This window comes from Flagellimonas baculiformis, assembly GCF_033441575.1.
GTDB classification, from domain to species: domain Bacteria; phylum Bacteroidota; class Bacteroidia; order Flavobacteriales; family Flavobacteriaceae; genus Flagellimonas; species Flagellimonas baculiformis.
Window position 1 is genome coordinate 85,900 of the sequence record NZ_JAUZVW010000003.1, and the last position, 13,937, is coordinate 99,836.

15 protein-coding genes are annotated in these 13,937 nt (G+C 46.9%); 8 read left to right on the plus strand and 7 right to left on the minus strand.

The genetic code is table 11. The features are described 5' to 3' along the window. The first annotated feature begins 11 nt into the window (after nt 1-11). A complete protein-coding gene (locus SD450_RS05330) occupies nt 12-1,016 on the plus strand; it encodes an NAD-dependent epimerase/dehydratase family protein (RefSeq protein WP_318343604.1) in 1,005 nt (334 codons plus the stop codon). Here the strand turns inward: SD450_RS05330 and SD450_RS05335 are convergent. Genes SD450_RS05335 through SD450_RS05345 form a run of 3 tightly spaced genes read right to left on the minus strand, consistent with a single transcriptional unit; the run spans nt 1,000 to nt 3,503 of the window. Further along, nucleotides 1,000-1,434 carry a DUF4296 domain-containing protein gene (locus tag SD450_RS05335; protein WP_318343605.1) on the minus strand — a complete coding sequence of 145 codons (435 nt, stop codon included), beginning with the start codon at nt 1,432-1,434 and terminating at the stop codon, nt 1,000-1,002. The two genes, SD450_RS05330 and SD450_RS05335, sit on opposite strands and share 17 nt — an antisense overlap. A 3-nt stretch (nt 1,435-1,437) precedes the next feature. Further along, nucleotides 1,438-2,772: a dihydroorotase gene (locus SD450_RS05340; RefSeq protein ID WP_318343606.1), complete on the minus strand. Its 1,335-nt coding sequence runs from the start codon at nt 2,770-2,772 to the stop codon at nt 1,438-1,440. A gap of 2 nt (nt 2,773-2,774) precedes the next feature. Further along, on the minus strand, nt 2,775-3,503 hold the full coding sequence (locus SD450_RS05345) for a polyprenol monophosphomannose synthase (RefSeq protein WP_151891483.1): 729 nt from the start codon (nt 3,501-3,503) through the stop codon (nt 2,775-2,777). Between the two features lie 122 nt (nt 3,504-3,625). On the opposite strand from SD450_RS05345, the gene SD450_RS05350 reads away from it, so the two are divergent. The 3 genes from SD450_RS05350 to SD450_RS05360 are packed head-to-tail and all read left to right on the plus strand — an operon-like array spanning nt 3,626 to nt 6,684. Further along, nucleotides 3,626-5,281 (plus strand): glycosyltransferase family 39 protein, encoded by a 1,656-nt coding sequence (locus tag SD450_RS05350; protein ID WP_318343607.1) that lies wholly within the window; start codon nt 3,626-3,628, stop codon nt 5,279-5,281. After that, nucleotides 5,278-5,934 (plus strand): DUF4271 domain-containing protein, encoded by a 657-nt coding sequence (locus tag SD450_RS05355; RefSeq protein WP_318343608.1) that lies wholly within the window; start codon nt 5,278-5,280, stop codon nt 5,932-5,934. Before SD450_RS05350 ends, SD450_RS05355 begins: the two co-directional genes overlap by 4 nt. Nucleotides 5,935-5,940: 6 nt before the next feature. Then, a complete protein-coding gene (locus SD450_RS05360; protein ID WP_072875948.1) occupies nt 5,941-6,684 on the plus strand; it encodes a uroporphyrinogen-III synthase in 744 nt (247 codons plus the stop codon). 52 nt (nt 6,685-6,736) lie between these two features. Here SD450_RS05360 and pckA read toward each other — a convergent pair whose 3' ends face one another. Further along, the gene (gene pckA / locus SD450_RS05365; protein ID WP_318343609.1) at nt 6,737-8,353 is read right to left on the minus strand and encodes a phosphoenolpyruvate carboxykinase (ATP); all 1,617 of its coding nucleotides are present in this window, start codon (nt 8,351-8,353) and stop codon (nt 6,737-6,739) included. A gap of 62 nt (nt 8,354-8,415) precedes the next feature. Then, on the minus strand, nt 8,416-8,808 hold the full coding sequence (locus SD450_RS05370; RefSeq protein ID WP_318343610.1) for a DUF423 domain-containing protein: 393 nt from the start codon (nt 8,806-8,808) through the stop codon (nt 8,416-8,418). Between the two features lie 77 nt (nt 8,809-8,885). Here SD450_RS05370 and SD450_RS05375 point away from each other — a divergent pair, with 77 nt between their 5' ends. The 4 genes from SD450_RS05375 to SD450_RS05390 all read left to right on the plus strand — a co-directional run bounded on the left by SD450_RS05375 (nt 8,886) and on the right by SD450_RS05390 (nt 11,779). After that, nucleotides 8,886-10,259, plus strand: coding sequence for a saccharopine dehydrogenase family protein (locus SD450_RS05375; protein WP_318343611.1), 1,374 nt, complete (start codon nt 8,886-8,888; stop codon nt 10,257-10,259). 48 nt (nt 10,260-10,307) lie between these two features. After that, the gene (locus SD450_RS05380) at nt 10,308-10,778 is read left to right on the plus strand and encodes an Lrp/AsnC ligand binding domain-containing protein (RefSeq protein ID WP_318343612.1); all 471 of its coding nucleotides are present in this window, start codon (nt 10,308-10,310) and stop codon (nt 10,776-10,778) included. A 38-nt stretch (nt 10,779-10,816) separates the two neighbouring features. Beyond that, entirely contained in the window at nt 10,817-11,137 is a 321-nt protein-coding gene (locus SD450_RS05385; protein ID WP_318343613.1) for a hypothetical protein, read from the plus strand. A gap of 123 nt (nt 11,138-11,260) precedes the next feature. After that, complete coding sequence (locus SD450_RS05390; protein WP_318343614.1) at nt 11,261-11,779, plus strand: ferritin; 519 nt, start codon at nt 11,261-11,263, stop codon at nt 11,777-11,779. A 62-nt stretch (nt 11,780-11,841) separates the two neighbouring features. Here the strand turns inward: SD450_RS05390 and SD450_RS05395 are convergent, their stop codons facing one another. Together SD450_RS05395 and ald are read right to left on the minus strand one after the other, a co-directional pair. Continuing rightward, nucleotides 11,842-12,543, minus strand: a complete 702-nt coding sequence (locus SD450_RS05395; protein WP_318343615.1) for a zinc metallopeptidase — start codon at nt 12,541-12,543, stop codon at nt 11,842-11,844. Between the two features lie 93 nt (nt 12,544-12,636). Next, nucleotides 12,637-13,737, minus strand: coding sequence for an alanine dehydrogenase (gene ald, locus SD450_RS05400; protein ID WP_318343616.1), 1,101 nt, complete (start codon nt 13,735-13,737; stop codon nt 12,637-12,639). Nucleotides 13,738-13,937 lie beyond the last annotated feature (200 nt).

The window sequence follows — 13,937 nt, forward strand, 5'->3', positions numbered from 1 at the left end:
ATTTTTACCGCATGATATTGGTTACCGGAGGCACAGGGTTGATTGGTTCGCACCTACTTTTCCATTTGACAAAAAATGGGGAGCGGGCAAGGGCCAGTTACCGAACAAAGGAATCCTTGGACAAAGTTGCCAAGGTCTTTGGGTACTATACGGAAAACCCTTCCGCTTTGATGGATCAAATTGAGTGGGTTGAGGCCAACATTACCGATATCGGCCAGATGGAACGGCTTTTTAAGGGCATCAAAAAAGTGTACCACTGTGCGGCATTGATCTCTTTCGACCCAAAGGATTACAAGGCCTTGGAAAAAATCAATGTGGAGGGAACGGCCAATGTGGTCAATCTCTGCCTGAAACATGGCATCCAAAAACTCTGTTATGTCAGTTCCATTGCCGCCATTGGCCCAGCTACCAAGGGAAAGGTGAGCACAGAGGAAAATGAATGGTCGGACACCCACGTATCTGTTTACGGACTTACCAAGCGGGATGCCGAGCTTGAGGTCTGGCGAGGGTCGCAAGAAGGTCTTTCTGTTGCCATTGTCAATCCAGGGGTAGTCATTGGGCCCGGTTTCTGGAGGTCGGGCAGCGGTTCCTTTTTCACTTATGCCGCAAAAGGGAAAAAGCACTTTATCCCTGGCGGAACCGGTTTTGTTACCGTGGATGATGTGGTGAATGCCATGGTACAATTAATGGAATCGGATATCAAGGGTGAACAGTTTATCCTTGTGGGTGAAAATTTGACCTACGGAGAACTGTTCCAAAAAATTGCAAAGGGACTGGGGGTGGAACCTCCATCAAAAAAAATAGCTTTCTCCGCGCTGGAATGGTTCTGGCGATTGGATTGGTTACGGAGCAAACTTTTGGGAAAAAGGAGAAGACTTCCAAAGGCCGTCGCCAAGGGGCTGTACCATCAGGAACACTACAGTAGCGAAAAAATAAAGGACACCCTCAACTTTTCATTTGCCGATCTGGATCAGGCCATCCTTTTCTGCTGCTCCAAATTTAAGGCTCGGGGATAATACTGTCTTTTGGGGTTTTTGCTGACCTTATCGAGTCGCTACGCTTTTCGTTGGCCTTTCGGATACTGTCATTTTTTTTCTCCGTTGCTTCCTCCATCGCTTTTTGCCGCTTATCGAGCCTAGTCTCCACTTCGGTATAAATGGCTTGGTATTCCAAGGGTAGGGAAGCGTAATACAGATCGCTCTCCGAAAATTGGGTACTGTCAATCTGGTATTTCTTGTAGAGAAACTCCATGATGTCGATGCCCGATTCGTCCAATTTGGCTCCTATGGTGGTCTTGGTGGCATTCAAGATGGCCAGATCGTGGAGAATGTCGATCATTTTTTCCTTCTGGATAAGGTTATCCGGCTCTTCCACCACCTTTTCGGCACAGGAAACCACCATCAAAAAAACAAGAAGGAACAACAGCTTTTTCATTTCCTATCGATTAAAGGTGAGCCTTTTCGCATTTTTCTCCCCGGCAAAAACACCATCGTCATACGCCAAGAGGCCATTCACAAAAGTGCGCACCACTTTGGAGCCAAAAGTAACACCTTCAAAGGGAGACCAGCCACATTTGTAGAGAATATTAGATCTTTTAACCTCGTTTTGGGAATTGCGGTCCACTTGGACGAGATCTGCGTAATATCCTTCCCGGACAAAGCCTCGACGGTCAATATCAAAAAGCTTGGCGGGGTTGTGGCTCATTTTCTCCACGATTTTTTCCAAGGAAATGATCCCTTCCGATTCCTTTTGGAGCATGGCCAATAGCGCATGCTGCACCAACGGTCCCCCGGATGGTGCCTTGGTGTAGGGATTGTTCTTTTCTTCCAGGGTGTGGGGTGCATGGTCCGTGGCCACCACATCGATACGGTCGTCCAAAAGGGCCTCCCAGAGTTTCGCCCTATCCGTCTTGGTCTTCACGGCCGGGTTCCATTTGATGAACGCTCCCTTTTCGGCATAGTCCTCATCCGAAAACCACAAATGGTGGATGCAGACCTCCGCAGTGATCTTTTTTTGTTCCAGCGGAACGGCATTGGTGAAAAGGTCCGTCTCCACTCCCGTGGAAACATGGAACACGTGCAAGCGGGCCCCGGTCCTTTTGGCCAAGGCAATCGCCTTGGAGGAGGACAGGTAGCAGGCCTCTGCGCTGCGGATGATGGGGTGCATGCCTATGGGAATGTCTTCCCCGTACATGGCTTCGTATTTGGCCATATTGGCCCTGATAGTGCCCTCGTCCTCACAATGTGCCGAGATCACCATTTCCGTATTGCTAAAAATCTTTTCAAGCACCGCTTCATCATCCACCAACATATTTCCCGTGGACGAGCCCAGGAACAGTTTCACCCCGGAGCAGGCATTCTTGTCCAAACGTTTCAGTTCTTCCAGATTGTCGTTGGTACCCCCAAAAAGAAAGGAATAGTTGGCAAAGGAATCCTTGGCCGCAATGGCCATTTTTTCTTCCAGCTTTTCTATGGTCGTGGTCTGCGGGTTGGTGTTGGGCTGCTCCATATAAGTAGTGATCCCACCGGCAATGGCTGCCCGGCTCTCCGTGGCAATGTTTCCCTTGTGGGTGAGCCCTGGTTCCCGAAAGTGCACCTGGTCATCGATGACTCCGGGCAACAAAAGGTCACCGTCCAAGTCAATCACCTTGGTATGGGCATCGGAAATATCGGGGTCGATGCGGGCAATGAAATCCCCATCGAGCAGTACATCCGTTTCAAAAACGCTGTTCTCATTGACAACTTTGGCATTCTTCAACAGTATTTTCGACATAACTAAAAGTTCTTTTTAAAGAATATGCTCCTGAATTTCATGGCGATGACCCCAAAAATGGCCTCGCGGATGATGGCGGAATTCATTTTGGACTTTCCATTGACCCTATCCGTGAATATGATGGAGACTTCCTCGATCTTGAATTTTTTCAGATAGGCCCTATATTTCATTTCTATCTGGAAGGCATAGCCAATGAACCTGACATTGTCCAGATTGATGGTCTCCAACACCTTTCGTCTATAGCACACAAAACCGGCAGTGGGGTCATGCACCTTCATCCCGGTGATGATCTTCACATAAAATGACGCACCGTAGGAAAGCAGTATCCGGGCGAGGGGCCAGTTTACCACGTTCACCCCTTTTTTGTACCGTGATCCCACGGCCATATCGGCCCCGTTCACACAGGCCCTGTGCAGTCGGGAAAGATCGGCAGGACGGTGCGAAAAATCGGCATCCATTTCAAAAATGTACTCGTAACCATGTGCCAAGGCCCACTTAAACCCATGGATGTAGGCGGTGCCCAATCCTGATTTCTCTTTGCGCACCTCAAGAAACAACTGTTCGGGGAATGTTTTCTGTAGCTCCTGAACGCAGGCTGCCGTTCCATCAGGGGAATTGTCATCCACCACCAGCACATGAAAATCCTTCTTCAAGTCGAAGACCGTTTTCACAATGGCCTCGATGTTCTCGATTTCATTGAAAGTGGGTATGATCACCAAGCCGTCCGCCATTCACATTGGATTAGAATGTGTCAAAAATACGGTTTTCTGTCTTGCTTGTGCAAGTTGCCCTGAGCTTTACGTGGACCCAGTTTGCCAATATTTGTACCTTTGCGCCATCTAAAATCTATTTGATGTCTCAAAAGTTTCCCAGACTTTTTATTGTATTGCTGACAATCCTTTTTGTGCTGAACCTAGTGCAAGCCTCGATCACGGAGCTCATCTATGATGAGGCCTATTATTGGTACTATGCGCAAAATATGGCGTGGGGGTATTTTGACCATCCGCCCATGGTGGCCTTTCTCATCAAGTTGAGCAGTTTTCTGTTCGATGGGGAACTGGGGGTCAGGTTCATGAGCTGTGTCCTTTCTGCGGGTACTTATGCCCTTTTGTGGCTGCTTATCGACAATCCCAAGAAAAAGGACTACGTGGTGCACTTTTTTCTGTTGGTGTTCTCCTTTACGTTGATGAACGCCTATGGTTTTTTGACGCTTCCCGACACGCCTTTGTTGTTCTTTACGGCCCTGTTCCTATGGCTCTACAAACGTTTTCTGAAAGAACCATCCGCTTGGACCACCGTGCTCATGGGCATTGTGATGGCCTGCCTGATGTACAGCAAGTACCATGCGGTCTTGGTGATCCTGTTTGTTTTTCTCTCGAACGTGAAGCTCATAGCGAACAAAAAGGCTTGGCTTGCCGTGGCCATTGCATTGGTCTGCTATCTTCCACACTTTGTGTGGCTCTACCAGAACGATTTTGTGTCCATCACTTTCCATTTGTACGAAAGACCCAATCAGGCCTATTCTTTTGAGGGCTTTACCTTGGGCTACTTCCTGAACCTTATTGTGATCATCGGGCTTTTGTTCTATTGGATCTATGCCTCGTTTTTCAAATTCAGGGCCACCGACCAATTCTCCAAGGCACTGGTGTATTTGGTGTATGGTGTACTTATCTTCTTTTTTGTTTCCAGTTTCAACAGAAGGGTGCAGGCGCAATGGGCCATTGTGATCTCCATCCCGTTGATCGTCATCGCTTTCAATCATCTTTTGGAACATGCTAAGAGCAGGAAGTGGATGTACCGCATCGGCATCGTGAGCTTGGTGCTGCTCTTCTATGCAAGGGCCTGGTTGGTGTATTACCCCCTCTTCCCGAAAGTCTATGAGACCCATGGCAACAAGGAGTGGGTAAGCGATCTCCGCGAAAAAGCGGGCGATGTACCCGTTATTTTTGAAAATTCGTACCGGCGCGCGCCCATGTATGAGTTCTATTCGGGCATGCCCGCCATTTCACTGAACAATTTCATGTACCGAAAAAACCAGTATTCCATTGACGGCTCCGAGGAACGGGTTCGCGGAAAAAGGGTGCTCTATGTTTCCCAATACCGAAAAAGCGGGGACATCAACTATATGCACTTGGACAGTACGCTCTTTTATGGCATTTTTATGGACGATTTCCAGTCGTACCGGGAGCTGCAGTGCATTGTGGAAAAGCCAGAGACTGGCACCCGGCATGCATTGAAAGTCTATAATCCATATCCCTTTGATGTTCCCTTGGAAGGTCTGAAATATACCATTTCCTACTCCAACAAACACAAACAGGTGAAGCAGATGCTCCCATTGAAGGTGGACATGGATCCCATCCAAAGGACATTGAAATCCAAGGACACGGTGTATTATTCTTTTGAGCTACCCTTGCCAAAAATGGAAAATCCGACGTACTTTAGGATTGGGATTTCGGAGAACGGCCTACCCCCGGGCCTCAACGGGAAACCTATCAAAATCCACGAATGAACCCAATAGATAAAGTTGCAACTTCCTTGGATTGGATGACCATTGTGCTGTTCGTCAGCCTAGTGGTGATGGCATTGGGAAAATACCTGTACCATGCCAGGTTCCTCAACTTTATCATCTTGCCGTTCAATGACAAGTATGTACTGCTGCACAATAAAAATGGACAGCTGTTGAACTGGTTCCATATCCTTTTGACGCTCTTCCAGATCGTGAACCTTTCACTGTTTGCTTTCTTCGTGCTGAGGGCTTTTGACATATCGCTAGGGGAAGATCCTTTATGGGTCTTTTTTATGGTCTTGGGCGGTTTGGCTCTTTTCCAGTTGGTCAAATTGGGGCTACAGTCCTTCACGGGGTTTGTTTTCAATGCACAGGAACTCATCGTGGGGCTCATTTTCAGCAAAACCTCCTATCTGAATTACAGTAGCATCGTTTTGTTCATTGCCAATGTGATTTTGACCTATATCCTAAAGGACTCCAAAACCGTAATTTATAGTGCTTTTATCTTAATTCTCCTTATAAATGGCATTGGTGCCATAAAGCTGTTGAAGAACTATCAAAAAGCTATGTTTCCGTATTTTATGTATTTTATTTTGTACCTTTGCGCACTCGAAATTGCGCCCTTGGTGTTAATTGGAAGCTATCTAAAAGGTTGAAAACTTATGAAAGTAAAAACAATTTTGGTTTCCCAACCAGAACCCAAAGTCGAAAATTCCCCCTACTCCCGTCTGATCGAGAAAGAAAAAATTAAAGTGGATTTTAGGCCTTTCATACATGTGGAGGGGGTTGAAGCCAAAAATGTTAGGCAGCAAAAAATCGATTTGAACAATTTTACGGCAATCATCCTGACCAGCAGAAATTCTGTGGACCATTTTTTCAGGATTGCCGAGGAGATGCGCTTTAAGGTTCCGGACACCATGAAATACTTTTGCCAATCGGAGGCAGTGGCCTACTATCTGCAGAAGTATGTAGTGTACAGAAAACGAAAGATCTATGTGGGCAAAAGGACCTTCAATGAATTGATCCCGTTGATGAAAAAGTACAAGGACGAAAAATTCCTTCTCCCTTCATCGGACCAATTGAAACCTTCTGTTCCCGAAGCTTTGAACGAGCTGGGCGTAGATTGGAAACGAGGTATTTTCTACAAGACAGTGATCAGCGACCTGTCCGACCTTAGAAATGTTTACTATGACATATTGGTATTCTTCAGTCCTTCGGGGATCGAGTCCCTTTTGAAGAACTTTCCCGATTTTGAGCAGAACAATACCCGTATCGCCGTATTTGGTAACAGTACAGTGAAGGCAGCCACAGATGCAGGGCTTAGGATAGACATCCAAGCGCCCACCCCGGAGACTCCCTCCATGACCATGGCCCTTCAGAAATACATTACCAGCGTAAACAAGTAAAAAAACTTACTGGAAAAAAAAGCAACGCCCCCGTTTGGGGGCGTTTTTTGTTTTAAAAGGCATACCGTTGTGGTCCGCCACGCCTGATTTCCTCGCTGGCGTAGGCCTCAAACTTTTTAAAGTTTTCCCTGAAGGCATTCGTCAACTTGAAAGCGGTCGTGTAATAGGCCTCATCATTGTTCCAAGTGGCCCTTGGACTCAATACTTCGGTGGGCACTCCCGGACATTCCCTGGGCTGTGCCACGCCAAAAACGGAGTGGATGTGGTACCTGTCATAGCTGTAAAGCCCAAGATCCCCTCGAAGTGCCGCACTGATCATGGCCCGGGTATATTTCAGTTTCATTCGGGTCCCGACCCCATAAGGTCCTCCGGTCCACCCGGTATTGATCAACCATACATCCACACCTGATTCCTTCATCTTCCTACTCAACATTTCTGCGTATTTCGCGGGGTGCAACGGCATAAAAGGCGCTCCAAAACAGGCAGAGAAGGAAGGTTGTGGCTCCACCACGCCCGCTTCGGTGCCGGCCACTTTGGCCGTATAACCCGAAATAAAGTGATAGGCCGCTTGTGCCGGTGTCAGTTTCGATATGGGGGGCAGTACCCCAAAGGCATCGGCCGTGAGGAAAAAAATGTTCTTCACGTTCTTGCCTATGGACGGCTCCTGTATATTTTCAATATGCTCTATGGGATAGCTCACCCTGGTGTTTTGGGTAATGGAGGTATTTGCAAAATCCACCACACCATTTCCATCCATGATCACATTTTCCAGGATGGCCCCTCTCTTGATGGCCCCATATATCTCCGGCTCATTTTCTTGGGACAGGTCTATGACCTTGGCATAGCAGCCTCCCTCAAAATTAAAAACGGTATTTGCCGCGGTCCAACCGTGTTCGTCGTCCCCAATCAATTTTCTGTCCGGATCGGTGGAAAGCGTGGTCTTCCCTGTACCGGAGAGGCCAAAAAAGATAGCCGTGTCACCTTCTTCGCCCACATTGGCGGAGCAGTGCATGGGCAAGGTGTTCTTATAGACAGGCAGGATGAAGTTCAATGCCGAGAAAATCCCTTTTTTGATCTCCCCTGTATATCCCGTTCCCCCGATCAGGGCAATTTTTCGTGTAAAATTGAGAATGGCAAAGTTGTGCTGGCGTGTTCCGTCCACCTCGGGAACCGCTTTGAAACCAGGTGCGTTCACCACGGTCCATTCCGGTTCAAAATCTTCCAGTTCCTCCTCTGTGGGCCTCAAGAACATATTGTAGGCGAACATATTGGACCAAGGGTATTCGTTGATGACCCTGATGTTCAACTTGTAAGCTGGGTCTGCACAGGCATACGAATCCCTGACGAAGAGTTCCTTTTCGTTCAGATACTGGATGACTTTGTCATACAACCTGTCAAACTTTTCACTGTCAAAGGGAATATTGATGTCTCCCCACCAAACTTTGTCTTCCGTAATGGCATCTTTCACGATAAAACGGTCTTTGGGCGACCGCCCCGTAAACTCGCCCGTGTTCACGGCCAAGGCTCCCGAGGAAGCCTCTTTTCCCATCCCTTTTTCCAAGGTGATGTCGTGGAGCTCGTACGGAGAAAGTTGATATTGGAAATTGTCATGTTTGATTCCGTAAGACCTTAACGAAATCGTTTTCGATGTTGAAGCAGAATCCTTCATCTGTTTGTTTTAATGTTAATGCAAAGCTAAAAAATATTCACTTTTTGACCTCTTTTTGTGACTTAATTGAAGCCTTTTTTAGCTAAAATGTAGTATCCCAAAAACACCCATCCCAAAATCAGGAAAACTCCCCCGATCGGTGTCAAAAATCCTATGCTTTTAAAATCGAACGAGGTCAAACTGTTCAGGGCCAGCAGATAGATAGAGAACGAGAACAGCAACACTCCCACAACAATCAAGGTAAACACCGTTTTTTTATGCCCCCTTGCCAAGTTTGGCCAAATTCCCAAAAAAAGAAGAAAAAGGGCATGGTACATCTGGTAGCGGACGCCAACCTCAAAGGTCTCGATGGAAGACGCATCCACCAATTTCTCCAATCCGTGTGCCCCAAAAGCACCCAAAATAATGGCCAAAACTCCCAATAGGATACCAATCAACACAATTGTTCTGTTCATAACTTTATATGCTAATTTTTTTAGAAATATAACAATTTGATACCTTAGTATCCATCTAACAAAAGTAAGCAAAACCTATGGTCCGTACTATTTTGGTCATTGGCGCTGGAAAGTCCACCTCATACCTTTTGGATTATATCTTGAAGAAATCCAAAGAAGAAAATCTTCATCTGAAAATCGGTGATCTTCACCCTGAACATATTCCCACAGAATTTACCTCCCATCCCAATTGCACGGCATTTACATTGGATATCTTCAATGATGGGGAACGCAAAAAAGCGGTCTCCGAAGCATCCATTGTAATCTCGATGCTGCCCGCCAGTCTGCACATCAAGGTAGCGGAAGATTGTATCCAGTTCAAAAAGCATTTGATCACGGCTTCCTACGTGAGCAAGGAACTGGAAGCCCTTGATGGGGAGGCCAAAAAGAATGGGTTGGTCTTCATGAATGAAATCGGACTGGACCCGGGTATTGATCACATGAGTGCCATGGAGGTGATAGACCGTATTCGCGACAAAGGGGGAAAAATGCTTCTTTTTGAGTCCTTTACCGGAGGGCTGGTGGCCCCGGAAAGCGATTCCAACCTTTGGAACTATAAGTTTACCTGGAATCCCCGCAACGTGGTGCTGGCCGGGCAGGGTGGTGTGGCCAAGTTCATTCAGGAGGGCACCTACAAATATATTCCCTACCAAAAACTTTTTAGAAGAACGGAATTCATGAACATTGAAGGTTATGGGACCTTTGAGGCCTATGCCAATCGGGATTCCTTGAAATATAGGGAGGCCTATGGCCTACAAAATGTACTGACCCTGTATCGGGGCACCATGCGGAGGGTCGGGTTTTCCAAGGCTTGGCAAATGTTCGTGATCCTTGGCATGACGGATGACAGCTACACTATTGAAAATTCGGAGGGCATGTCCTATCGCGAATTTGTGAACCTGTTCCTTCCCTATTCGCCCACCGATTCCGTGGAGCTGAAACTGAGACACTACCTCAAAATAGACCAGGACGATATCATGTGGGGAAAATTGCTGGAGCTTAACCTTTTTGATCCCCACAAAAAAATCCCACTGAAAAATGCCTCCCCTGCACAAGTGTTGCAATACATTCTCGAGGACAATTGGACGTTGAAGGAACATGAGAAGGACATGATCGTGATGTACCACAAATTCGGCTACGAACTGAACGGGGTAAAAAAACAGATCGATGCCAATATGGTCGTCATTGGGGAGAACCGCACCTACACGGCCATGTCCAAAACGGTGGGGCTGCCCGTGGCCATGGCCACGCTCCAGATCCTGAATGGAAAGATCTGCACACCGGGCGTGCAGATTCCCATCAAAAGGGAAGTGTATGCCCCGATACTTTCAGAGTTGAAGTCCCATGGGATACATTTTAAGGAATATGAGGTACCTTATTTGGGCTATAATCCGGATTCGGTGGCAAGTTAAATTTTGATGGATTTTGAATACCTTTAGCTACAATTTCAAATCTTTAAAGTGAAGAACAATAACAATTCGGTTAAAATCGATGGTATAGACAAGAAAATCTTAAGATTTTTGATGGAGGATGCCCGTAAACCCATTCTAGAAATTGCCCGCAGCATTGGCATTTCAGGGGCGGCCATACACCAAAGATTGCGCAAGTTGGAAAGTGCAGGATTGCTTACAGGCTCCAAATTCATCATAAATCCACGGGTTTTGGGCTACACCACCATGGCCTACATTGGCATCTTTCTGGACAAGGCCATGTCCAATCCCATGGCCGTAAAAGAGCTGGAAAAAATCCCTGAGGTCTTGGAGTGCCACTATACCACGGGCAACTGGTCCATCCTCATCAAAGTACTCTGTAAGGACAACGAACACCTCATGCAGGTACTCAATAAAAAAATCCAACAGATAGAAGGGGTGTCCCGTACGGAAACCTTCATTTCCCTGAACCAACAAATTGATCGACAAATACAGATCTGATATTTGTATTCAATCTAAATAAATATTACATTTGGGCCATGAATGTAATAGTTCAATCTACATATTACACCCTGTACCAAGACACCCAGCAACGGTGCTTCTTTGTCGATTTTGGCCAGAAAATGGTCCGCATGTCCCTTTGCCAGTTGTTGTCGCTCCGCCAAAAGGTGATGTCCATTTCCATTGAGAGCCATTTCGATAGCGACCTGAACAAGCACGGGTTTGAAGTGTTGATGCTCTGCAATAAGGAACACCTTTTTATCCTGAACACTTTTGAGATCCTGGACCTTAAAAGAATGGTGAGCCAAGGTTTTGTGGCCATGGGCCTATCCGCGGAAAACGAGCTTGTCAGCGCCTGATCCGACCTTTTATTTTCCTTATTTTTATTCAGTCTTAAATTGGCTTAAAATTAAATACTTAGCCTTCGTATGCCGTGAAAATTCAGTATTTTTACACTATACACAACTTCAATAAAATCAATTATGAAAGATATAGCTAGACAAAGCATGAGCATCAAAGTGGAATCCATGGACCTGCTCAATGCCCAGATAAAAATGGAAGCCCATGCCTCCGCCACCTATTTGGCGATGGCATCTTGGTGCGAGCAAAACGGATTTTTTACCAGTGCCAAGTTTTTCTTCAAACAAACCGAGGAAGAGCGTGAGCACATGATGAAGATATTCAACTTTTTGGTGGATACCGGTGGTAGCCCCGTTTCTCCGGAAGTGACGAACATCAACCACGATTATTCCTCCATTGTGGATGTATTCGAAAGCACTCTGGAACATGAGGTGGCCGTGACCAAGTCCATCCACAACATCGTGAAAAAAGCGAGGGAGATCGGTGACATTGCCACGGAGCGGTTCTTGGATTGGTTCGTTATGGAGCAGGTCGAAGAGGAAAACACTATCAGGGACATTTTGGACATGATCGAAATCACAGGCACGGAAGGTGTAGGTCTTCAAATGATCGACAACCAAGTTGCCAAATGGATTGATTAATTTTTCATCCGACCATAAAATTAAAAAGGGGCCTTAGGCCCCTTTTTGTTACTATACTTTTTTTAATCCCTGCCACCAAAGACCTGAAGAGCCCAGTAAAGCAAGGAGGCCAATGCACCGATGGCAGCCACCAAGTAGGTCCGTGCGGCCCATTTCAAGGCATCTTCCGCTCCTGCATATTCTTGTTGACTCACCATGTTCTTCTGCTTCAGCCACACCAATGCCCTTTTACTGGCATCGTATTCCACAGGAAGGGTGATGAAACTGAACAAGGTGGCAAAACCCATCATGATCAATCCGGCCACGGCAATGTAAAATCCGATACCGCCTGCCACTCCGGTCGCGGCCATCAGGGCAATACCCCCGAACACCACCCAGGTGGACATCCCGGAGGTCACGCTCACCACGGGCACCAATTTGGACCGCATGGTCAGCCACTCATACGCTTGGGCATGCTGTACGGCGTGCCCGCATTCGTGGGCAGCCACGGCTGCCGCGGCGGCATTCCTTTGGCTATAGACGCCTTCGCTCAGGTTGACCGTTTTGTTCTTCGGGTTGTAATGGTCCGTCAACATTCCAGGGGTGGAAATCACCTTCACGTCCCTGATGCCATGGTCGTCCAACATTTTTTGGGCAATTTCTGCACCGCTCATCCCATTGCGCAGGTGCACTTGGGAATATTTCTTGAACTTGCTCTTCAATTGATTGCTGACCAACCAGCTGACCAGTGCGATGGCACCTATCAATATATAATATGTCATCATAACTTTTCTATTTTGGTATCATAAATATAGCATATTAAAGCAAAAACCCCGCCAATTTATGACGGGGCTGTTTTTCTGACAAAATGTACGTTCTTAGGCCAAGACCGGCTCAAATTGGAACGCCTTGGCTATCTCTTTGTAAACGATGTCGCCCTCCACAATGTTCAATCCCTTGCCTAGGGACCTGTCCAGTTTGCAAGCGGTCCGCCATCCTGTGTTGGCCAGTTTTAGCACATAGGGCAGTGTTACATTCGTCAAGGCAACTGTAGAAGTATAAGGCACTGCCCCTGGCATATTGGCTACACAGTAATGGACCACATCGTCAACGATATAGGTAGGGTTCTCGTGGGTAGTGGGTCTGGTGGTCTCCACGCAACCCCCTTGGTCCACGGCAACATCAACGATCACCGTGCCCGGACGCATGTCCTTGAGCATGTCCCTGGTGATCAGGTTGGGTGCTTTGGCCCCTTTCAAGAGGACCCCGCCTATAATCAGATCATGGGTTTTTATATGTTTTCTGATATTGAATTCGTTCGAAAATTCGGTCACCACATGCGGTGGCATAATGTCGTTCACATGGCGTAGGCGTTTCATATTGACGTCCAATATGGTCACATGGGCGCCAAGTCCCGCTGCCATTTTAGCAGCCTGAATGCCCACTACGCCTGCACCAAGCACCAAAACACGCCCTGGTGCCACACCGGGCACACCGCCCAAGAGCACGCCGCGCCCCTTTACAGGTTTTTCCAGGTATTTGGCCCCTTGCTGAATGGCCATCCTTCCGGCAACTTCGGACATGGGGGTGAGCAGGGGAAGGGTCCCGTCCTCATCCTCCACTGTTTCGTAGGCAATACAAATGGATTTGCTCTCGATCATGGCCTTGGTCAATGCCTCGCTGGATGCAAAATGAAAGTAGGTGAACAAAATCTGGCCCTTTTGGATGAGTCCATATTCCTCAGCGATGGGCTCCTTGACCTTTACGATCATGTCGCTCATGGCATACACCTGACCGATGGTATCCAAAATAGTGGCCCCGGCCCGCTGGTAATCGTGATTGAAAAAACCACTCCCTTCGCCCGCTCCGGACTGCACATATACGGTGTGGTTGTTCTTTACCAATTCAAAAACCCCGGCTGGTGTCATCCCAACCCGGCTTTCGTTGTTCTTGATTTCCTTTGGTACCCCGACTATCATTTTGATATGTTTTGTGGTTAATGCCCCAAAGGTGATACAAAAAACAGAATCCACGAAACAAAATCGACAAAAAATAGGGGTAAATCGCCAAAAATCATTATTTTTTAACTTTATACCCTATTTTTAATAGGGGTTATTTTATTTTTTAAAGTTTTTACATTGAATTACCCTATGTTTTTTAGGGGTTGAATGATTGTAAA